General features: G+C 35.9%; 23 protein-coding genes. 14 read left to right on the top strand and 9 right to left on the bottom strand.

Annotated elements, in window-relative coordinates; all coding sequences use genetic code 11:
• Nucleotides 1-162: 162 nt before the first annotated feature.
• The 8 genes from A9G45_RS07920 to A9G45_RS07955 all read right to left on the bottom strand — a co-directional run bounded on the left by A9G45_RS07920 (nucleotide 163) and on the right by A9G45_RS07955 (nucleotide 9,158).
• Complete coding sequence (locus A9G45_RS07920; RefSeq protein WP_065566353.1) at nucleotides 163-918, bottom strand: iron ABC transporter ATP-binding protein; 756 nt, start codon at nucleotides 916-918, stop codon at nucleotides 163-165.
• The gene (locus tag A9G45_RS07925) at nucleotides 915-1,886 is read right to left on the bottom strand and encodes an iron chelate uptake ABC transporter family permease subunit (RefSeq protein WP_065566352.1); all 972 of its coding nucleotides are present in this window, start codon (nucleotides 1,884-1,886) and stop codon (nucleotides 915-917) included. The genes A9G45_RS07920 and A9G45_RS07925 overlap by 4 nt, the downstream gene beginning before the upstream one ends.
• Nucleotides 1,876-2,832, bottom strand: coding sequence for an ABC transporter permease (locus A9G45_RS07930; RefSeq protein WP_065566376.1), 957 nt, complete (start codon nucleotides 2,830-2,832; stop codon nucleotides 1,876-1,878). Before A9G45_RS07930 ends, A9G45_RS07925 begins: the two co-directional genes overlap by 11 nt.
• Nucleotides 2,833-2,843: 11 nt before the next feature.
• Nucleotides 2,844-3,797, bottom strand: coding sequence for a siderophore ABC transporter substrate-binding protein (locus tag A9G45_RS07935; protein WP_141673641.1), 954 nt, complete (start codon nucleotides 3,795-3,797; stop codon nucleotides 2,844-2,846).
• 217 nt (nucleotides 3,798-4,014) lie between these two features.
• Entirely contained in the window at nucleotides 4,015-5,469 is a 1,455-nt protein-coding gene (gene glnG, locus A9G45_RS07940; RefSeq protein ID WP_065566351.1) for a nitrogen regulation protein NR(I), read from the bottom strand.
• 11 nt (nucleotides 5,470-5,480) lie between these two features.
• A complete protein-coding gene (glnL, locus tag A9G45_RS07945) occupies nucleotides 5,481-6,530 on the bottom strand; it encodes a nitrogen regulation protein NR(II) (protein ID WP_065566350.1) in 1,050 nt (349 codons plus the stop codon).
• A 62-nt stretch (nucleotides 6,531-6,592) separates the two neighbouring features.
• Nucleotides 6,593-8,002: a glutamate--ammonia ligase gene (gene glnA, locus A9G45_RS07950; protein ID WP_065566349.1), complete on the bottom strand. Its 1,410-nt coding sequence runs from the start codon at nucleotides 8,000-8,002 to the stop codon at nucleotides 6,593-6,595.
• Between the two features lie 226 nt (nucleotides 8,003-8,228).
• On the bottom strand, nucleotides 8,229-9,158 hold the full coding sequence (locus tag A9G45_RS07955) for a DUF4952 domain-containing protein (RefSeq protein WP_065566348.1): 930 nt from the start codon (nucleotides 9,156-9,158) through the stop codon (nucleotides 8,229-8,231).
• Nucleotides 9,159-9,312: 154 nt separating this feature from the next.
• Between A9G45_RS07955 and A9G45_RS07960 the strand changes: the two genes are divergently transcribed.
• Genes A9G45_RS07960 through gpsA form a run of 3 tightly spaced genes read left to right on the top strand, consistent with a single transcriptional unit; the run spans nucleotide 9,313 to nucleotide 11,303 of the window.
• Nucleotides 9,313-9,753 (top strand): rhodanese-like domain-containing protein, encoded by a 441-nt coding sequence (locus A9G45_RS07960; protein ID WP_065566347.1) that lies wholly within the window; start codon nucleotides 9,313-9,315, stop codon nucleotides 9,751-9,753.
• Nucleotides 9,754-9,778: 25 nt separating this feature from the next.
• Nucleotides 9,779-10,246: a protein-export chaperone SecB gene (secB, locus tag A9G45_RS07965; RefSeq protein WP_065566346.1), complete on the top strand. Its 468-nt coding sequence runs from the start codon at nucleotides 9,779-9,781 to the stop codon at nucleotides 10,244-10,246.
• A 40-nt stretch (nucleotides 10,247-10,286) separates the two neighbouring features.
• Entirely contained in the window at nucleotides 10,287-11,303 is a 1,017-nt protein-coding gene (gpsA, locus tag A9G45_RS07970) for an NAD(P)H-dependent glycerol-3-phosphate dehydrogenase (protein WP_176700658.1), read from the top strand.
• A gap of 73 nt (nucleotides 11,304-11,376) precedes the next feature.
• On the opposite strand, the gene A9G45_RS07975 is transcribed toward gpsA, so the two are convergent.
• Entirely contained in the window at nucleotides 11,377-12,351 is a 975-nt protein-coding gene (locus A9G45_RS07975; RefSeq protein WP_065566344.1) for an ornithine cyclodeaminase family protein, read from the bottom strand.
• A 189-nt stretch (nucleotides 12,352-12,540) separates the two neighbouring features.
• Here A9G45_RS07975 and aas point away from each other — a divergent pair, with 189 nt between their 5' ends.
• The 11 genes from aas (at nucleotide 12,541) to rplS (ending at nucleotide 22,378) form a co-directional block, all read left to right on the top strand.
• A complete protein-coding gene (gene aas, locus A9G45_RS07980) occupies nucleotides 12,541-14,682 on the top strand; it encodes a bifunctional acyl-ACP--phospholipid O-acyltransferase/long-chain-fatty-acid--ACP ligase (protein ID WP_065566343.1) in 2,142 nt (713 codons plus the stop codon).
• Nucleotides 14,683-14,697: 15 nt separating this feature from the next.
• Nucleotides 14,698-15,885: a lysophospholipid transporter LplT gene (gene lplT / locus A9G45_RS07985; RefSeq protein ID WP_065566342.1), complete on the top strand. Its 1,188-nt coding sequence runs from the start codon at nucleotides 14,698-14,700 to the stop codon at nucleotides 15,883-15,885.
• Nucleotides 15,872-16,798: an N-acetylmuramic acid 6-phosphate etherase gene (gene murQ, locus A9G45_RS07990; protein ID WP_065566341.1), complete on the top strand. Its 927-nt coding sequence runs from the start codon at nucleotides 15,872-15,874 to the stop codon at nucleotides 16,796-16,798. Before lplT ends, murQ begins: the two co-directional genes overlap by 14 nt.
• Nucleotides 16,799-16,930: 132 nt before the next feature.
• Nucleotides 16,931-17,905: a mannose/fructose/sorbose PTS transporter subunit IIA gene (locus A9G45_RS07995; protein WP_065566340.1), complete on the top strand. Its 975-nt coding sequence runs from the start codon at nucleotides 16,931-16,933 to the stop codon at nucleotides 17,903-17,905.
• Between the two features lie 20 nt (nucleotides 17,906-17,925).
• Complete coding sequence (locus A9G45_RS08000; RefSeq protein WP_065566339.1) at nucleotides 17,926-18,726, top strand: PTS mannose/fructose/sorbose transporter subunit IIC; 801 nt, start codon at nucleotides 17,926-17,928, stop codon at nucleotides 18,724-18,726.
• Nucleotides 18,727-18,741: 15 nt separating this feature from the next.
• Nucleotides 18,742-19,653 carry a PTS system mannose/fructose/sorbose family transporter subunit IID gene (locus A9G45_RS08005; RefSeq protein ID WP_065572388.1) on the top strand — a complete coding sequence of 304 codons (912 nt, stop codon included), beginning with the start codon at nucleotides 18,742-18,744 and terminating at the stop codon, nucleotides 19,651-19,653.
• 138 nt (nucleotides 19,654-19,791) lie between these two features.
• Nucleotides 19,792-20,157: a DUF956 family protein gene (locus A9G45_RS08010; RefSeq protein ID WP_065566337.1), complete on the top strand. Its 366-nt coding sequence runs from the start codon at nucleotides 19,792-19,794 to the stop codon at nucleotides 20,155-20,157.
• A 267-nt stretch (nucleotides 20,158-20,424) separates the two neighbouring features.
• Nucleotides 20,425-20,673 (top strand): 30S ribosomal protein S16, encoded by a 249-nt coding sequence (rpsP, locus tag A9G45_RS08015; RefSeq protein ID WP_034900786.1) that lies wholly within the window; start codon nucleotides 20,425-20,427, stop codon nucleotides 20,671-20,673.
• A 23-nt stretch (nucleotides 20,674-20,696) separates the two neighbouring features.
• The gene (rimM, locus tag A9G45_RS08020) at nucleotides 20,697-21,227 is read left to right on the top strand and encodes a ribosome maturation factor RimM (protein ID WP_065566336.1); all 531 of its coding nucleotides are present in this window, start codon (nucleotides 20,697-20,699) and stop codon (nucleotides 21,225-21,227) included.
• A gap of 16 nt (nucleotides 21,228-21,243) precedes the next feature.
• Nucleotides 21,244-21,996, top strand: coding sequence for a tRNA (guanosine(37)-N1)-methyltransferase TrmD (gene trmD / locus A9G45_RS08025; protein ID WP_065566335.1), 753 nt, complete (start codon nucleotides 21,244-21,246; stop codon nucleotides 21,994-21,996).
• Between the two features lie 31 nt (nucleotides 21,997-22,027).
• Nucleotides 22,028-22,378 (top strand): 50S ribosomal protein L19, encoded by a 351-nt coding sequence (gene rplS, locus A9G45_RS08030; protein ID WP_034913735.1) that lies wholly within the window; start codon nucleotides 22,028-22,030, stop codon nucleotides 22,376-22,378.
• Nucleotides 22,379-22,402 lie beyond the last annotated feature (24 nt).

The raw sequence follows: 22,402 nt of genomic DNA on the forward strand, positions 1-22,402 counted from the left end.
CATAAGTATAGTAGCCAATAAAATATGGGTCACAATAAACTGTTACCCCCTAATGAGTGCTATAGTTTGCTTGAAAATTATTAAATTAAACACTGTTTTCTTACCCAAAAAAGAAAAATTTAACCAATATCTATATTCTGCTTATAGCTATTAGCTTAATAATTAGTAATAAACAGCAATATTCTGGTTTTTGATATTTTCTATGTTAACGGGAGTATCAAATATATCTTCTAAAATTTTTGAACTCATGATTTGTTTGGGATCTCCTTGATAAATTAATTTGCCGTTTTTCATCGCTAAAATATAGTCTGAATACACCGACGCAAAGTTAATATCGTGAATAACAATCACAATAGTTTTACCTAGCTCATCTGCTGCTCGGCGTAATTGCTTCATCATGGCTACCGCATGTTTCATATCAAGATTATTAAGAGGTTCATCGAGTAATACATATTCAGTATCTTGGCACAGCACCATGGCAACATAAGCTCGTTGTCGTTGTCCACCAGATAATTCATCTAAAAAGCGATCTTTATATTCAGTAAGATTTAAAAAATCAAGTGCCCGATGTATATGATTATAATCATCGGCATTTAATCGCCCTTTGTTATAGGGATAACGCCCAAATCCAACTAATTCAAAAACAGTTAATCTACTGGTGAAGCGGTTTTCTTGCCTTAATACTGATAAATAGGTAGCTAGTTTATCGCTTGGTGTGTTAACAACATCCATATTTTGAATTTTAACTTGCCCTTCATCGGCTAATAAAAGTCGACTTATAATTGATAGTAACGTTGACTTACCTGCCCCATTTGGACCAATGATAGCAGTAATGCCACCTTGTGTAATTGTCGCATTAACATTTTGCAATACAGGTATTGTTTGATAATTTTTACAAACATTCTCAATTTCTATCACTTTTGAACCTTTTTCAATAATAAGAAGATAAACAAAGAACCACCAATAAATTCAATGACAATAGATAATGCTCCAACCATATTTAACACTCGCTCTAAAAACATTTGTCCACCAACTAGAAAAATAACGCCTAATAAAAAAGCGGTAGGAAGTAAAAAACGATGCTGGCTAGAGCCACTAACACTATAAGCTAAATTAGCAATTAAAAGACCTAAGAAAGTAAATGGACCCACTAAAGCCGTTGATATCGATACCAAAACCGAGACAAGCAATAAAACAATCGTGATACTTCTATGGTAATTAATCCCTAGATTTATTGCATTATCGCGTCCCAGCGCAAGCACATCAAATTTAAATCGCATTCGCCATAAAACGACACCAATAATTGAGGCAATCACTAATGAAAAGATGATCAATACTGGTTCTGCACGTGTAAATGTCGCAAAAATACGACTTTGTAACACAGCAAATTCAGTTGGTGTCATTAGTCGCTGCAATAGATTAGAAAAACTACGGAATAATGTGCCTAAAATGATACCAATTAATAATACTAAATGTAAATTTTGCTTGAGTTTAGTAAACAAACCTCGATACAAAAATAGAGAAAATAAGATTAATAAAAGTGATTCAAATACAAATTTTCCAATAATACCAATATAGGGAATAGCTTGTGAATCAATAAAAAAGATGACAATGGTTTGAATTAATACAAAAAGCGATTCAAATCCCATAATAGATGGGGTTAATATTCGATTGTTGGTGACGGTTTGAAAAAGTAATGTTGATGTTGCTGCCGAAAAAGCAACTACTATCATAGTGAGCACAATCCATGAACGATGCTTCAAAATATAGTTAATATTACCTTTAAGACCAAAGGTCATAAAACAAGTTACGCAAATTAGTGCAATAATAAACAACAGAAAAACTCTTTTTTGGCACAACTTATGACGTTTTTGGCTAACTAACATGGCGTTTTCGACTCAATAATATTAAAAAAATAATAGCGCCAATTACGCCAAGAATCACACTAACAGGGATCTCAAATGGATAGCGAATAACACGCCCAATAATATCACACACTAAAACTAAACCACTACCAAACAAGCAGATCCACGGAATAGTTTTACGAACATTGTCACCCAATAATAAACTAACAATATTTGGCACAATCAATCCTAAAAATGGTAAAACACCCACTACGACAACGACAATACCACCAATTAATGCAATAACAATAAGCCCAATTAACATAACACGACGATAATTAAGCCCTACATTGATCGAAAAATCACGCCCCAATCCTGCTACCGTAAATTGATCTGCGCTCCAACATGCGAGTAACGTCAATCCACCAACTAGCCACAATAGTTCATAACGACCTTGCAAAATTCCTGAAAAATCACCCGATTCCCAACCACCAAGTGATTGTAATAAATCAAAATACATGGCAAAAAACGTAGTAATTGCACTAATAACCGCCCCTAACATGATACCAATCAGGGGAACCATTAAAGCTGATTTAAAAATTATTTTTCGAGAAATTGCCATGAAAATCATTGTACCAATCATAGCAAACAAACTAGCAACGACCATTTTAGCCATAACACTTGCGCCAGGCGCTAAAACCATCATAACTAATAAACCAAGGCTAGCTGATTGCGTTGTACCAACCAACGACGGTTCAACAAATCGATTTTGTGTTAACAGTTGCATAATTAAACCTGCAACACTCATCGCGCTTCCCGCTAATAATAAAGCGACAGTTCTTGGCACACGGCTGACAAAAAAAATCTCGCGCATATGGCTATCAGACCACAGCTCAAACAGTGTCACATGCCCTGCGCCAATAAATAAACTTATTGCAGTCATTATGAATAAAATGAAAATGCCTGCAATAAAATAAAACGATTTAATCATATCTCACATCAATTCGTTGATGTTTTTTGTAAAGCTTCGCTAATTTGATCCATTAAACGACTATAAGTCTGAATACCGCCTGCAATATACATTGAAGTTGAATCTAAATAGATAATTTGTTTATTTTGCCATGCAGCTGTTTTTTGAATTAAGTCGTTGTTTAGTACTTGCTGTGCTGATTGTGCTTCTTTATTACCGATTGCATTATCTCTATCTAACACAAACAACCATTGTGGGTTAACACTTAGGATAAATTCTGAGGTCACGGCATTACCATGATAACCAGCTTCTTGGAACGTAGTTGCTGGTTGAAAACCAAGTATATCGAACACAAAACCAAAACGAGATTTTGGACCATAAGCCGACATTTTACCACCATTAACCATAATCACTAATGCACTGCCTGCCGCGCTTGTCTTTGGTTTTAGCTGTTCAATTTTTTGATTAAAATCATTAATAAGTTTTTTAGCTTCGTTTTGTTTATTAAAAATAGTGCCTAATTGCTCTGTTCTTTGAGTTAAACTACCTAAAAAGTCTTTCGGATCAATATCTAAAGAAAGTGTTGGAGCAATATCATTCAATTTTTTATAAGCATCAGTTGCACGACCACCAGCAATAATAACATCAGGTTGAATTGAGCTTAATACCTCATAATTTGGTTCAAATAAGGTTCCAACATTAGTATAGGCTTTATCGCTATATTTAGATAAGAAATCTGGTAAATGTACATCAGATTGAGGAACAGCCGAGACAGGAATATTCAAAGCATCAATAATATCAAGTGTTGCAATATTAAAAACCACAACTTTTTTCGGATTTTCAGGAACATCTGTTTTACCTTGCACATGTTCAATAGTAATCGTATTTGCTGGTGTTTGCGATTCTTTTTTATTGTCGCACCCAACTAAAACAAGTAATGCGGTAAGTAAAACTAAAAATTTCACTTTAATATATGAATACATTATAACTCCTAATTATTAGCCTAAATAAAAAACTATAAAACGATGATTATAATAATTATCATTTACATCATGATTGTAACCAAAAAATAGGTAGGGTTCAATGAACTTTATATATTTAACAAAGCAATATATTATTAGAGACAGATGAAATAAATACGAAAGGGTAAATAGACTAAACAGCTATCGATTTATTCGATAGCATAATTCATGTTAATAGTTAGAAAACTTTATTGGGATCACGCGATAAATCTTTAAGTTTTCGAGTTAATGTATTTCGCCCCCAGCCTAAGAGATAAGCGGCATCTTGTTTATGACCACGGGTAAAATTGAGTGCACTTTTTAATAAGATGTATTCAACATCATTTATTGCCTCCGTCAAAATACCATTTTTACCCTCTATCAAAGCTTGCTTTGCCCACTGTGCTAATAATACTTTCCAATCTGCTTCTTGCTGAGAAGAGTCATTTTCGGACAAAGCCATTGTTTCATTTGTAATGATAGTTTTGGTAGCAGATAACGGCAATAACTCTGGTGGTAAATCTTGAACTAAAACCTCTTGATTTGAAGACATTACCGTCACCCAACGACAAGCATTTTCAAGCTGACGCACATTGCCTGGCCAATTAAACCTACATAAAACAGCTAATGCCTCAGGGCTAAATACTTTACTTTCTACACCTAATTCTTTAGCTGTTATATGTAAAAAATGATCAGCAAGCTTTGGAATATCTTGCGCTCTATCACGCAATGGCGGGAGCAAAATGCGAATCACATTTAAACGGTGGAATAAGTCATCTCTAAATTTACCTTCTCTTACTCTTGCTTCTAAATTTTGATGGGTTGCAGCAATAATTCGAACGTCCACTTTTACAGGTGAATAACCACCAATACGATAAAACTGCCCATCTGCAAGCACCCTTAATAGTCTAGTTTGAACATCAAGTGGCATATCGCCAATTTCATCTAAAAATAAAGTACCGCCATTAGCTTGCTCAAAACGCCCATGTCTAATTTGAGTTGCCCCTGTAAATGCCCCTTTTTCATGGCCAAAAAGCTCAGCTTCAATCAAATCTTTAGGGATTGCTGCCATATTTAACGCAATAAAAGGTGATTGAGAACGGGGACTATGAGTATGTAATGCCTTAGCAACCAACTCTTTACCTGTTCCTGATTCACCATTAATTAACACACTAATCGATGATTTAGATAATCGCCCAATAATGCGAAACACTTCTTGCATGGAAGGGGCTTCACCAATAATACCTGCTGATGCTTTCGCAGGCGTATTATTACTGTTTTTGTTGCTCTGAGTTTGTAAAATAGCCCGCTCAACAAGTTGAATCGCTTCGTCCACATCAAAAGGTTTTGGGATATAATCATAAGCACCTTTTTGATAAGCATTAACTGCAGCATCAAGATCAGAATGTGCTGTCATAATAATAACAGGTAAATTTGGCATTTGCTCTTTTACATGATGGAGCAATGTTAAACCATCAAGCCCCGGCATTTTAATGTCGGAGATTAATACAGCAGGTTTTTGCTCATGTGTATCTAATGCCTCAATAACTTCTTGGCCACTGGCAAAGCTAACACAGTTAAAATGTGCATTCGTTAATGCTTTTTCTAATACCCAGCGAATAGAACTATCATCGTCGACAATCCAAACATTCATTTTAATTTACCTCACTGCCTAATTGGCAAATAGATAGAAAATTCTGTATGCCCCGGCCAACTATTAAATTCAATTTTACCATGATGTTGATCAACAATATTATGCGCAATAGAAAGACCAATGCCTGTCCCACCTTCATAGCCGCTCACCATAGGATAAAATAAGGTATCTTGGATATGAATAGGAACTCCTGGTCCGTTATCTTCAATATCAATACGAGCACAAAGCCGATAGCGCTGACCATGTAAGGTAACCTGAAAAGCTGTTCGTGTCCTAATGATAATTTTGCCAACTTTAGAACCAATAGCTTGTAAAGCATTACGAACAATATTCAAAATCACCTGCTCGATCTGTTCCGAATCATGAATTAAATCAGGTAAGCTTGGATCATAATCACGCAGAATTTCAATATTGATCGGTTTTTCCAAACAGAGTAAAGCATAAATACGTTCTATTGCTTGATGGATATTTTGTTCTTTTTGTTGCAATCGTTGTTGTGGGCCTAATAATCTATCTACAAGCTTTTTTAATCTATCAGCTTGTTCAATAATAACTTTTGTATAATCTTGCAATTCATTTTTGGGTAGCTCTCGTGATAATAATTGAGCAGCACCTCGAAGTCCGCCTAGTGGATTTTTGATTTCATGAGCAAGGCCACGAACTAATTCACGAGCAGCACTCTGTTGGGCTTGTTGCAATTGTTCTTGGCTAAGGCGTTTGTGGTTATTTAACGGAGCCATTTCAATTAAAATTCGAGTGCCACCTAATAGTTGAGCTGTCAATGATAAAATATGTAATTCATTATTAATCACTAAATTGACTTCGTTGTCTGTAAAACCTTGATTTTGAGCTAATGCACTTAGCATTAAATCAATATCTAAAGAGAAATAACCAATTAAATCGGTCAGGTGGCTTCCTAATATTTTTTTAGAACTTTGAGCTAATAATTGCTGTGCAGCCGTATTGGCATAGAGAATATTGAGTTTTGTATCGAGTAATAAAATACTTGTAATCATCGAATCAAGAACAAGATTAGCGTCAGATTCACTATCAAATATCATCGTTGGGTTCCCGTCCTGATTAGAAGCCACCGTAAGTACGATGGCTTAACGTTTAAAATACCTTATAAACTATAATACATTTCAAACTCAACTGGATGAGGAGTCATACGTACACGATCAACATCTTGACGTTTTAAATCAATGTATGCATCAATAGTATCATTAGTAAATACATTCCCTCGTGTTAAAAATTCACGATCCGCATCTAATGCATTAAGTGCTTCTTCAAGCGAACCTGCTACTTGAGGAATTAATTTAGATTCTTCTGGCGGTAAATCGTATAAATTTTTGTCCATTGCATCACCAGGATGAATTTTATTGATAATGCCATCTAAACCAGCCATTAACTGCGCAGCAAAAGATAAGTATGGATTACCTGCTGGATCTGGGAAGCGAACTTCAATACGACGCGCTTTAGGACTGGTAACAACAGGAATACGAATTGATGCGGAACGGTTACGTGCAGAATAAGCAAGCATAACTGGCGCTTCATAGCCAGGAACTAGGCGTTTATAAGAATTGGTTGCGGGATTTGTAAATGCATTAATCGCTTTAGCATGTTTGATAATACCGCCAATATAAAATAATGCCATTTCCGAAAGACCTGCATACTTATCCCCAGCAAATAAATTGACTCCATCTTTTGCTAACGATTGATGACAGTGCATACCAGATCCATTATCACCAAACATCGGTTTTGGCATAAATGTCGCGGTTTTACCATAAGCGTGTGCCACATTTTGTACTACATATTTATAGATTTGTACTTCATCAGCTTTTTTAGTTAACGTGTTAAAACGACAAGCAATTTCGTTTTGACCTGCTGTTGCAACTTCATGATGGTGAGCTTCAACCACTAAGCCAAGTTGCTCCATAATTAAGCACATCTCAGAGCGGATATCTTGTGATGAATCAACCGGTGGAAGTGGAAAATAACCGCCTTTAACACCTGGACGATGCCCTTTATTACCTTCATCATATTTAGTACCTGAGTTCCACGCCGCTTCAATATCATCAATATGCACAAAACTTCCTGACATTGGCGAGCCAAAACGAATATCATCAAATAAGAAAAATTCTGGTTCAGGCCCAAAAATAACAGTATCGGCAATACCTGATGATTTTAGATAATCTTCCGCACGTTTAGCGATTGAACGTGGATCGCGATCATAGCCTTGTAGCGTCGCTGGTTCTAAAACATCACAACGGAGATTTAATGTCACATCTTCGAAAAAAGGATCGATAACGGCTGTTGAAGCATCAGGCATTAATACCATGTCTGATTCATTAATCCCTTTCCAACCAGCAATTGATGAGCCATCAAACATTTTACCATCTTCAAAGAAATCAGCGTCAATTTGGCTAACAGGAATAGTAACGTGTTGTTCTTTACCTTTAGTATCGGTAAAACGTAAATCAACAAATTTAACATCATTTTGTTTAATTAGTGATAAAACTTTTTGTGTAGACATGTATCTTCTCCATTGAGGACAAATAATAATTATTCAGTTTTTAAGGTATTCTTACCAAGTTGCTATAGTGAATGCAAATTTAATGCCAATTTTTTAACTCTATTTTTAGTGGCTTTATAAGTAGCTATAGTAACATAAATATTACAGTTGCATCAAAACAATGCAATTAGCACCAAAATAATGCACAAAAATGGTCGTATAAAAAATTAAAATCAATTTTTATATCCTATATATCTTCTCGCAGTGCTTCAACGCTCAAATAAAAAGTTATTTTATTCCAGTCGTACTTAATCGTTTCTTCTGAACTAAATACCACGTTATACAGCATATGATCTTTAGGATTTACAAAAGATGTAGAAGGATAAACATCCGTGCCCAAATAACAGCAAATTAATTTAAGTTCATCTATTCCCATGATGTTAGCTAAATACTGATGTGCTTGTTTTGCATATTTACCTTCAATTTTATAAATAACTTCAAGAGGTTTTCCTTGCCCTTCATCATTTTGTATACAATCATTATATTTGAAGAAATCAGGCGCATCTGCATCAAATTCACGCAAAAAATCACGACAAGTCAAATCAGGATCATAGTAATAGTGTGGGAAATATTCTGAATGTTTGATTTTTACGTTACGAAGTTTTGTTCTCTTTAACTCAGAAATTTGTTTATTAAATTGAGTTAATGCATGTGGATTATTAGGAAATAAAATGGCAAATAAGTCTGACTTTTGCTTTGCTGAAACATAATGACTATTTGAAACAATATCAACAAACATTAAATTCCACAATTTTTCTTGCTGATTCATATATTGTACTGCATTTACCTCACTAATCATCAAATCATGATTAAATCGATTAAAATCACGATAAGAATCATAATAAAGATCAATTGCCTTAAATACATCTTGCTTAGTGCCATATCCATTTATTATTAACCAAGCAAGAGTATTCTGTATGTAAAATCTTTTTGTAAAACTAAGATCTATTTTCATCAATTTAGCATATTCAGCATAAGCTTGATGATAATTACCATTTTCTAAATAATAATTAGCTAATAAAGATTCTGCTTCAATAGTTTGAGTATCAAATTTATTAGATTCATAATAATCATCAGCAAATACCTGAGGAATAATGGAAAATAAGACACACGCCAAAAAGATAAGTCATTTCAATTTCATTAGTCAATTCCTTAAAATTAAATAAATATAATTTATAAAATAGCAAGATTTTCTTATTGGTGCTGTATTTCAGTGCATAATATCGTTATAATCTCACCTTATATTGAAATGACTAGGTAATCATACAAATATGGACTTTATAACACTCGAAATACTACCTTTTGTAAAAAATCATCTTTTACTTTCTTTAGGTTGGATTGTTCTGTTTATTGCAATTATTGTGCTAACCATTAAAAGTAAACTATCTAAGGTTAAAATTATTAATAATGCTCAAGCAATCCATATGATTAATAAGCAAAATGCTGTTATCATTGATATTCGCTCTGCCGATAGCTTTAAAAAAGGGCATATCACTGAATCTCACAATATTTTACCTATAGATATTAAAAATGCGAGTGCAAAAATAATTGAAAAATTTAAAGAAAGCATTGTTATTTTGGTTGATGAAAATGGTTTATCATCAACAGGTATAGGTGAAATACTTGTCAAACAAGGTTTCTTAAATGTCTTTACATTAAAAGACGGTATTGCCGGATGGAATGGCGAAAATTTACCACTCGTTAGAAAATAATATAATTTAAAAATAAGGTTTTATCATGACAGAACAAAACAATACGCAACAACCCGAAACACAGTTTGCAATTCAACGTATTTATACTAAAGATGTTTCATTTGAAACCAATAATGTTCCTGAAATTTTTACAAAACAGTGGCAACCAGACTTAAATATAGAATTAAATTCATCGTCACAAGTTTTAAGTGAAAATGTGTACGAAATTGCGTTACGCGTTACTGTGACGGTAAAGCAACAAGACGAAGTGGTGTATATTTGTGAAGTGACTCAAGCTGGTATTTTTTCACTTATTGGATTCGACGAAGGTCAAATTCAACATTGTGTTGGTGCTTATTGCCCAAATATTTTGTTCCCTTATGCTCGAGAAGTTGTGTCAAGCTTAGTTAATAAAGGCACGTTTCCTCAAGTAAATTTAGAGCCAGTAAATTTTGAGGCATTATTCATTAATTATCTTCAACAACAAGCTGAACCAACTGAAACATTGCAATAATTATTGTGTTTCAGACAATTAACAATAAGTTTATTGAGTTATTATGAAAAAAACTGCTGCAATAACAGTAATTGGCTCAGGCTCTTATGGAACCTCTTTAGCTATTTTACTGGCACGAAATGGGCATTCAACTTTATTATGGGGTCATAACCCAGATAAAATGACCATTTTGCAGCATGAAAGACAAAATAGACAATTTTTACCAGATATCCCATTTCCTGATCTGTTACAAATCGAAAGTGATTTAAAAATAGCGGTTTCAGCCGCTCCAATTTTACTTATTGTGGTACCTAGCCACGCTTTTGCAAGTATTCTGACTCAAATTAAACCATTTTTACGCCAAGATACTAAAATTGTCTGGGCAACAAAAGGGTTGGAAGTAGATACAGGCCGATTACTACAAGATGTAGCAAAAGAAATTTTGGGCGATAAAGTTCCATTAGCCGTGATTTCAGGGCCAACATTTGCTAAAGAGGTCGCATCTGGATTACCAACTGCGGTAACGGTTGCATCAACAGATGAACATTTTTTAAATCAATTGCAAACATTATTCCATTGCAGTAAAAGCTTCCGCGTTTATAGCAGCAAAGATTTTGTTGGTGTACAGCTTGGGGGGGCGATAAAAAATGTGATTGCCATTGGCGCTGGATTATCAGATGGACTTGGTTTCGGTGCTAATGCAAGAACTGCATTAATTACGCGTGGGCTTGCTGAAATGATGCGATTAGGTGCAGCATTAGGCGCAGATCCTGCAACCTTTATGGGAATGGCTGGACTTGGGGATCTGGTTTTAACCTGTACAGATAATCAATCTCGTAATCGTCGTTTTGGCATATTATTAGGACAAAATAAGTCTATTGAAGAAGCTCAAAATGCCATTGCCCAAGTTGTTGAAGGATGCAAAAACACAAAAGAAGTCTGGTTACTAGCCCAAAAATATCATATAGATATGCCAATTACTGAACAAATTTACCAAGTCCTTTATCAGCATAAAGATCCAAAACAAGCAGCCATGACATTACTTGGGCGTTCACAAAAAGAAGAGCTAAAAAGCTAGTTTTATACTTAAACACGCATCTACCTAAAAAACTTTTTGATAAAAAATCGCATTCCAGCCAAAAAATCAATTACTATAAATCCAGACCTATTCCTTTTTCTTTTGCTTTGAGGTAGATATCATAACCAATATACACATCTAGCACAGCCGTTCCAACCGTTTTAAATAGCGTAATTTGCTCCTCATTTTGTCGGCATTGTGTCGAATCGATGACTAAATCCCCCAACTCTAAAAAATCATCTTCTGATACCAGATTTTGTTTAATTGGGTCAATAATATCGCCAGCCTCTGCAAATACCCCCTCTTTAGTATCAAGCACACGAATATCGGCCTTTTCAACAATACTTTGAGGGATTTCATGCATTTGTGGAGTATAAGCACCGACACCATTTATATGCGTACCAGACTTTACTTTATCACCATTAAATGTCACCACTTTTGATGTAGTAACAGAAGTAATAATATCAGCTTGGCTAATGTCTTCATCCAAATCCTGTGAAAAATAAAAATGAGTAGAATAATGAGAAAAACGACATTTTACCTCACCAGTAAACCGCTTAGCTTTTTGTATATCAATATCAAAAATAGCCACATCTGTAAGCGGGCGAACCGTTAACATTGCTTCTAATTGAGATATCGCTTGGCCTCCTGTACCGATCAATACTGCACGACGAGCATCTTTACGAGCCAACAAATCCGTTGCCGCACCTTGAACAGCACCTGTTCGAAGCTGAGTAACAAAAGTACCGTCTAACAAGGCACAAACCTCACCAGTTTTTGGATCTAGTATTAACACTTGAGCAGGTACTGATGGTTTGCCTAGCTTTGAATTATCAGGAAATACCGAGACAATCTTAATTCCTACAATATCTTGATCCTTAATATGAGCCGGCATAAATAAACATTGACCTTTTTGCATATCAAAATTGATTCGCAGTGGTACATCACTATTTCCTTCAGTGTAGATTTTTAAGGCTTGTTTATCAGCAGCTACAGCATCTTTCATGGTATAAAATTTTTCAATATCTTTAGCCGTTAAAATCAGCATATTTATTCCTTACTGGTTTTCCCAGATTTATTCTATGATTAGTATCTAACTTTCAAGTCAATCATTCCAATTACTTTCTAACAAAATGATTTATATAATAAAAAATAAGAATAATTACATCTCTTGTATATTTTATGTATTTTAACTATTATTACACAGTGCAATTTGGCACGCTAATAGAGAAATACGATGTTATTTAAAATATTAAAATTTTTCTTAAAGACTTTATTCCACGTCAAAATTCACGGTAATCTTGACAATTTAAAACAAAACAAGCTTCTTATTACACCTAACCATGTATCTTTTCTTGATGGTATTTTAATTGGTGTGTTTTTACCAATAAGACCCGTCTTTGCTATTTATGCAGGTTATATAAATCACTGGTTAGTCCGCTATGCAAAGCGTTACGTTGATTTTGTGCCAATGGATCCGCTTAGCCCAATGGCAATCAAGCGATTAGTACGCCAAGTTGAAAAAGGTCGCCCGATAGTTATCTTTCCCGAAGGAAGAATTACTGTCACTGGGTCATTAATGAAAATTTATGATGGTGCTGCTTTTGTTGCAGCCCGTTCTCAAGCAACGATAGTGCCCATCTGGATTGAAGGAGCTGAATTTACACTAACCAGCCGTTTAAAAGGGCTATTTAAGCGCCGTTTATTTCCTAAAATAACTATTCATGTACTTGAACCAACTTCTATTGCTATGCCTGATGCACCGAAGGCTAGCGAAAAACGTTATATTGCAGGAGAGAAACTTCATCAAATCATGATGAATGCCCGTATGGCAAGTCGCCCAAAATTAACGTTATTTGAAGCGCTACTTGAGGCTCAAGTTCGTTATGGTATTAAATCACGTATGGTGCAAGACCCCACAACTCACGAAGCATCTTATCGTAATTTGTTAAAACAAATCATAGGTATTAGCTGCATTATTACTAAAATTACCCAGAAAAAAGAACGTGTTGGCGTTTTATTACCTAACGCAACTATTACTGTTGCAACAATTTTTGGCTTATCGGTTAAAAATCGAATTCCAGCAATGCTCAATTATACCGCTGGCACCAAAGGGTTAATTTGTGCAATTACTGCGGCCGAAATCAAAACTATCATTACTTCACGCAAATTTATTCGCAAAGGAAAACTTGATTATCTCCTTGATGAAATAAAAGGTGTTAAATGGTGCTTCCTTGAAGATTTACGCCAAACTTTAACCCTTAAAGACAAACTTTATGTTTTAGTTCATCACTATATCCCACGCTTAGTTAAACATTCTCAAACTAGTGATGATGAAGCCCTAGTATTGTTTACATCTGGATCAGAAGGTAATCCTAAAGGTGTTGTTCATAGCCATGCTAGCTTGCTTGCTAATGTTGAACAAATCCGAACAGTTATTGATCCAACGCCTGCTGATCGTTTTATGTCTGCACTACCTCTATTCCATGCTTTTGGTATTACTGCTGGGTTATTTCTACCGTTGTTTTCTGGTAGCCGTACATTTTTATATCCAAATCCATTACATTATCGTATGGTGCCTGAAATTATTTATGACCAGAACTGTACCGTTTTATTTGGCACACCAACGTTCTTAGCAAACTATGCTCGTTACGCTCACCCATATGATTTTATGCGTTTACGTTATGTTGTTGCTGGAGCAGAAAAATTATCAGACGCAGTACGAGAACAGTGGAAAGATAAATATGGAATCCGTATTTTAGAGGGCTATGGCGTTACTGAATGCGCACCAGTTGTATCGCTGAATGTACCAATGGCATTTAAAACAGGTACCGTCGGGCGCTTATTGCCGGGTATGAGCTCAAGATTAATTCACGTTCCAGGCATTAGTGATGGCGGTAAATTGCAAGTTAAAGGCCCTAATGTGATGAAAGGCTATTTACGAGTTGAAAACCCTGGAGTACTTGAAGAGCCAATTGCAGTCGATGAACATGGGGAGTCTAAAAAAGGTTGGTATGATACTGGTGATATTGTTGCTATCGATAATGATGGGTTTATCAAAATTAAAGGACGCTTAAAACGGTTTGCCAAAATTGCGGGCGAAATGGTTTCACTAGAAAGTGTTGAGACTTTAGCAAAAAAAATTGACCCTGATGCAATGCACGGTGCGACAGTGAAAGCAGATGTTGCCAAAGGTGAAGCGATAGTTCTATTTACTACCTCGACAAAATTAGATCGAGAGCTACTTAATCAAGCAGCTCAAGAACTTGGTATACCAGCATTAGCTATTCCTCGTGATATTCGTGTGGTTAAAGAGTTACCCCTACTAGGTACAGGTAAAATTGATTTTATTGCCTTACGAAAGATGGCTGAAGAATAAGCTAAAGGGTGTTACATGAAACAACATTCACTATTAAATAAAGGCATGGTTGCTACCATGCTGGCACAATTTTTTTCAGCATTTGCTGATAATGCAATTTTTTTTGCTATTCTTGCTTTTATTAAAAAGTTGCACTACCCAGAATGGAGCCAATCGGTATTACAAATTAGTTTTGTGGTACCGTTTATCATCCTTTCGCCGTTTGTTGGGCAATTTGCTGACAGCATGCCAAAAGGCAAGGCCATGATGATTTCAAATAGCATAAAATTACTCGGTACCGCTTGTATTTGCTTAAACATCAGCCCCTTTGTCGGCTATTTTTTAGTTGGTATTGGTGCTGCCGCATACTCTCCAGCTAAATATGGAATTTTAGGCGAGCTTACCTCGGGCGATAATTTGATTAAAGCAAATGGGTTAATTGAAGCATCAACCATTGCCGCCATTTTACTAGGTTCACTAGCTGGTGGACATATTGCCGATCTTAATGTAAGCGCATCTTTACTTATTTGCGTACTACTATATGGGCTTGCGGTTATTGCTAACTTTTTTATTCCTAAATTACCTGTCGCACGACAAAATACTTCATGGAAACCCAATAGTATGGTAAAGGATTTTGCTAACACAGTTAAAATCATCTTTACGAATAAACTTCTTTCATTGACATTATTAGGCACTAGTCTGTTTTGGGGAGCGGGTGTTACTTTACGGTTTTTGTTGATTAGTTGGGTTCCTGCTGTTTTAAATATTCATGACAATGCAACACCAACAAATCTCAATGCGATTGTTGCTATCGGCATTGTTATTGGTGCAGGATTAGCAAGTACATTTATATCAATTAACAACACGTTACGTTGCATCCCTGCGGGTATCATGATGGGAATTGCTGTAATCGCTTTTACATTACAAAGTAATATAATTTCATCTTATATTTTGCTTATTGCCATTGGCGCGCTAGGCGGCCTGTTTTTAGTACCATTAAACGCTTTTATTCAGAAAATAGGTAAAGGATTAGTGGGAGCTGGCAGTGTAATTTCTGTGCAGAATTTAATTGAGTATACCTCGATGATGGTCATGTTAGGGGGTTATACATTAGCAGTTGCGCTGAATTTGTCCGTTATTGCTATAGGTGTTGGCTTTGGTAGCTTATTTGCTATCGTAATATTTTTGTTATGGTTAAGGTTAAGAAAGTATGCAACAAATTAATCTTTTAGGAATGGTAACCGAAAGTCGCAATCCAAACAGTGAAAATATTGATAGCTGTTCAACGCTTGAAATACTTAAAATTATCAATAATGAAGATAAGCAAGTAGCACTAGCAGTTGAAAAAGAACTCGCCAATATTAGCTTAGCTGTTGATGCAATTAGTCAAGCTTTTTTAAATCAAGGTCGATTAATTTATATCGGTGCTGGCACTTCAGGGCGATTAGGCATTTTAGATGCAAGTGAATGCCCACCGACATACGGCACATCGCCAGAACAAGTCATTGGATTAATAGCTGGTGGTCAGCCGGCTATTCTTAAGGCAGTTGAAAATGCTGAAGATAACCCTGAGTTGGCAACTAATGATCTTAAAAAAATTAATTTTAATTCAAATGACATTTTAGTCGGCATTGCCGCTAGTGGGCGCACACCTTATGTTATAGGCGGTATGCAATATGCTAAATCAATCGGCTCAACAGTGATTAGTTTATGTTGTAACCCAAAATCCCCAATGATTAAATTAGCTAATATCGCCATTACCCCAATTGTCGGTGCTGAAGTGATTACTGGCTCATCAAGAATGAAAGCTGGCACTGCACAAAAATTAGTACTCAACATGTTAACAACAGCAAGCATGATAAAACAAGGTAAAGTTTATGGAAACTTAATGGTTGATGTTGAGGCAACTAATGCCAAACTTATTGAACGACAAATATCTATTGTTACCCAAGCAACCAATTGCTGCCGTGAAGAAGCAATTACCGCATTGGCTAAAAGTAACAGGCATTGTAAAACCGCTATTTTGATGATTCTTTCTGGGTTAAATGCAGAGCAGGCGAAGAAAAAACTAACCCAAGCCCATGGTTTTATTCGCCAAGCCCTACAAACAACCAAACCTTGCATTGATGAGCAATAAAAAATTTAAGTTTTCTCTCAAAATGTGATGAGCACATATGTCTTAACTTATTTTGTGGTGTAAACTAACCCAATATTTTCATTATATAGACTTTTATATTATGTCATTAATATAAAATTTGGAGGAAAAGCTATGGTTGGAATTCTCCTAGCAACTCATGGTGAGTTTGCAGAAGGTATTTTACAATCAGGATCGATGATATTTGGCGAGCAAGATAATGTTAAAGCCGTTACCTTGCATCCAAGTGATAGTCCTGAAAGTTTAAAAGAAAGGATGCTTGAAGCAATAGCAACATTTGATAATCAAAGTGAAGTGCTGTTTTTAGTGGATTTATGGGGTGGAACACCATTTAATCAAGCTAACAATTTATGTGGAGAACATGATAATTGGGCTATTGTGGCGGGTTTAAACTTACCAATGTTAATTGAAGCCTATTCTTCCCGTTTTTCAATGGAAACAGCCAAAGAAATCGCTACCGCAATTATTGAACCAAGTAAAGAAGGCGTTCGAACAACTGTCAAAATACAAGAGCAAACCGCTACCAATGCGAAAACAGCAAATACGATTCCTAAAGGAACAGTAATTGGTGAGGGTAAAATGAAAATCGTTTTAGCTCGGGTTGATTCGCGCCTATTACATGGGCAAGTTGCAACAGCATGGACAAAATCAACCAATCCTAACCGTATTATTGTTGTCTCTGATTCCGTTGCAAAAGATGAATTAAGAAAAAAACTTATTCAAGAAGCTGCACCGCCTGGCGTTAAGGCAAATGTTGTGCCAATTAAAAAGATTATCGAAGTAGCACACGATCCGCGTTTTGGTAATACCAAAGCATTACTTTTATTTGAAAATCCACAAGATGTACTTCGAACCATAGACGGCGGTGTTGATATTGATACTCTTAATATCGGTTCAATGGCACATTCGGTAGGCAAAGTCATGGTTAATAAAGTATTGTCAATGAATGCTGACGATGTTGATACATTTGAAAAATTAAAAGCTAAAAACGTGAAATTTGATGTTCGCAAAGTCCCCAATGATTCTAACAGTAATATGGACGAATTATTGCAAAAAGCGAAAGAAGAATTAGCTCAGCAAAAGAATTAGTTTATTTAAGAGGTTATATTATGACATTATCCATTGTTGCTATCATTTTAGTGATAGTTATTGCCTTTTTAGCTGGTATGGAAGGCATTTTAGATCAGTTTCAATTTCATCAACCGTTAGTGGCTTGCTCTTTGATTGGTCTTGTCACAGGGAATTTAGAGGCTGGTATTGTGCTAGGAGGCTCATTACAGATGATTGCTTTGGGTTGGGCCAATATCGGGGCAGCGGTAGCACCTGATGCAGCATTGGCAGCTGTTGCTTCATCGATTATTTTAGTATTAGGCGGGCAAGGTGTCGCAGGTGTATCTACTGCTATAGCCGTTGCTATTCCTCTTGCAGTAGCGGGTTTATTCTTAACCATTATCGTGCGAACTATTGCTGTTCCGTTAGTTCATATGATGGACGCTGCTGCTGAAAATGCCAATATTAGAAAAATTGAATTATTACAAATTTTCGGTATTTGCCTGCAGGGCTTACGTATAGCTATTCCTTCAGCAGCTTTACTATTTATTCCTGCTGAAACGGTTAAATGCGCTTTAGCTGCAATGCCTAAATGGTTAGAAATAGGAATGTCTATTGGGGGTGGCATGGTGGTTGCTGTGGGTTATGCAATGGTAATTAATATGATGGCAAACCGTGAAGTATGGCCATTTTTTATTATTGGTTTTGTGATTGCGGCTATATCGCAATTGACATTAATTGCAATTGGCGCTTTAGGCGTGGCATTAGCACTAATTTACCTCAGTCTTTCGGAACGTGGCAATTCATCAAATGGTGGCAGTAAAGGTGATCCACTCGATGATATTTTAAATGATTACTAGGCACCGGAGAAAAATATGACAAATAGAATTCAATTAAGTAAGAAAGATCGTTTAGCCGTTGCTTGGCGTTCAACTTTTCTCCAAGGTTCTTGGAATTACGAACGGATGCAAAATGGCGGTTGGGGTTATTCAATGATTCCTGCGATTAAAAAATTATATACGACTAAAGAAGAGCGATCAGCAGCCCTTAAACGCCACTTAGAATTTTTTAATACACACCCTTATTTAGCATCACCAATACTTGGAGTAACTCTTGCATTTGAAGAAGAACGAGCAAATGGAGCGGCTATTGATGACGTTACCATTCAAGGTGTAAAAGTCGGTATGATGGGGCCACTTGCTGGTGTGGGAGATCCCGTATTCTGGTTTACATTGAGAATGATGCTTGGAGGACTTGGCGCATCACTCGCGCTTAGCGGCAATATTATGGGACCAATTTTATTCTTTTTACTCTGGAATATTATTCGTTGCTGTTTTATGTGGTATACTCAAGAATTTGGTTACCATACTGGTTCAAAAATTATTGATAATTTATCAGGTGGTTTACTACCCAAAATAACTAAAGGAGCCTCTATTTTAGGAATGTTGGTTGTAGCTGCTTTGGTGCAAAGATGGGTATCAATAAAATTCCAACCAGTTGTTGCAAAAGTAAAATTAGATAACGGTGCATTCATTGACTGGAATTCATTACCTGCTGGTGCAGAAGGTATTCAAAAAGCATTGATGCAAATGCAAAATGGGTTATCACTTACCCAAGAAAAGGTAACTACCTTACAAAATAACTTAGATCAGTTGATACCGGGATTAGTTCCTTTACTGTTGACTTTCTTTTGTATGTGGTTATTACGTAAAAAAATATCGCCAATTATCATCATTATGGGCTTATTTATAGTGGGTATTATTGGTCATGTCATTGGCCTTTTATAAGTATATAAATTTGCTAAAATATTCAAGAAAAATATAAACCGTTAGAATAAAATTATATTTTTTATTAAATATCCTTTTTATCACCTTAAGTGGTAAAAAGGATGGCCTTATTAGTGTGCGAAAAATGGATATCCAAAAATGGTTCAGTCCTTAAATACTAAAATAGACTTAACGATTAAAGCCACTTCTTTTACTGGATTTACCGAATATGGCAATATAATAGTTGGTGACAAAGCTTTTGAATTCTATCATCAACATGACCCACGTAAATATATCCAAATCCCTTGGAATGAGGTTGATTATGTCGTCGCATCTGTGCTATTTGGTGGAAAATGGATACCACGCTATTCAGTTGAAACGAAGAAAAATGGTACTTTTACCTTTGCATCTAAAGAGCCTAAAAAAGTGCTAAGAGCGATCCGTGGTTATGTTGACGGGCAGAAGATGGTTCGTTCACTTGGTTTTTTTGATGTTTTAAAACGCGCTTTATTTCATAAAAAATAGTGGCGACAGATGATAAATGCGTGTAAATAGCCCCTAAAAAAAGTATACTTTTTTGTAATAATTACTAATTTTGGCTTAATGTAAATGAATGGTAATTAGTATTATTTTATCTACTCTTTTCTCATTTTGCTTTAGTCTTGCATATTCCCCCACCCACCGTCAATAAAGAGTCATTGCACTTTTTGCTAGAAAGGGTATAATTCTGGGGCTTTGATTTTGTCCATGTTGGACAGAAAAAAGATTATTTTTTTAATTTAAGAGGATGTTATGGTAACTATTCGTTTAGCTCGTGGTGGCTCTAAAAAGCGCCCTTTTTATCAAGTAGTTGTCACTGATAGCCGTAACCCACGTGATGGTCGTTTTATTGAGCGCGTTGGCTTTTTTAATCCAATTGCACAAGGTAAAGCAGAAGAATTACGTTTAGATCTTGATCGCGTAAATCATTGGGTTGGTTTAGGTGCAACTGTTTCTGATCGTGTGAATGCACTGATTAAACAAGCACAAAAAGCTGCTTAATTTAGTAATTAATAGTCACTGTAATGATGAATACTGAGAATCTTATTGTTGTTGGTAAACTTGGTTCAAGCTACGGCATTCGCGGATGGCTCAGAATTTTTTCGTTTACAGAATTGCCAGATAGCATTTTTGATTACACTCCTTGGTATATCCAGCGAGCTGGACAATGGCAAGAAGTCATTGTAGAAAGCTTCAAACCACATAATCATGATATGATTGTGAAACTCAAAGGTATTGATGATCGTGATCAAGCTAATGCATTAACTAATATTGAAGTGTTTGTTGATGCAGAAAAATTACCAGCGCTTAATAATGGTGATTTTTATTGGAAAGATCTCATTGGCTGTCGAGTGAAAACAGTCAACGGTTACGATTTAGGTCAGGTTACTGATTTAATGGAAACTGGCTCTAATGATGTGTTGGTGGTAAAAGCAAATCTAAAAGATGCATTTGGTACAACAGAACGTTTAATTCCTTTTGTTGATGATCAATTTATAAAACAAGTTGATTTAGTAACAAAAATGATTGTGGTCGATTGGGATCCTGCTTTTTAATTGGTAAGGTAAGACTATGTGGATTGGCGTAATTAGCCTTTTTCCCGAAATGTTTCAAGCTATTACCTGTTATGGTGTAACTGGTCGAGCCGTTAAAAACGGGCTGTTAACAGTAGAATATTGGAACCCGCGCGATTTTGCGTATGATAAGCATAAGACTGTTGATGACAGACCTTATGGCGGTGGTCCTGGCATGTTAATGATGGTGCAACCACTTAAGGATGCAATTCATGCGGCAAAGGCTGTTGCTGGTAACGATACAAAAGTAATTTATCTTTCCCCACAAGGGCGCAAATTAAACCAACAAGGTGTTTGCGAATTGTCCCAAAGCCAAAAATTAATTTTGATTTGTGGGCGATATGAAGGTATAGATGAACGTGTTATCCAAACTGAAATTGATGAAGAATGGTCAATTGGGGATTACGTGTTAAGTGGTGGTGAATTACCTGCGATGACTATGATTGATGCATTAGCAAGATTTATACCTGGCGTGCTAAATCACCAATCATCGGCAGAAGAAGACTCTTTTGCTAACGGTTTACTTGACTGCCCACACTATACTCGACCTGAGGTGTTAGATGGAATGGCGGTGCCTGACGTGTTAATGTCTGGTCACCATGAAGCGATTCGTCGCTGGCGGTTAAAACAATCACTAGGACGAACTTGGTTAAGAAGAAAAGATCTTCTTGCAAATCTAGCTCTGACTGATGAAGAGCAATGTTTACTCACTGAATTCCAACGAGAATACAGTGATAAACAAGGCAATTAATATTTCAGTATAACTAGTAAGAGATAATATTATGAAAAATGCAATTATTCAGCAATTAGAACAAGAACAAATGAAGAAAGACATCCCGTCGTTTCGCCCTGGTGACACGGTTGAAGTAAAAGTATGGGTTGTTGAAGGTAATAAAAAACGTCTTCAAGCTTACGAAGGTGTTGTCATTGGAATTCGTAATCGCGGTTTACACTCAGCATTTACGGTACGTAAAATTTCGAATGGCGAAGGTGTTGAACGAGTATTCCAAACTCACTCACCAATTGTTGATTCAATTACTGTGAAACGTCGTGGTCAAGTGCGTCAAGCTAAACTTTACTACTTACGCGAACTTCGTGGTAAAGCAGCTCGTATTAAAGAGCGCCTTAACTAATTTTTGTTGATTATCAATAAAAAT

Origin of the sequence: Gilliamella sp. HK2 (genome assembly GCF_001690265.1) — a bacterium.
GTDB classification, from domain to species: Bacteria; Pseudomonadota; Gammaproteobacteria; order Enterobacterales; family Orbaceae; genus Gilliamella; species Gilliamella apicola_C.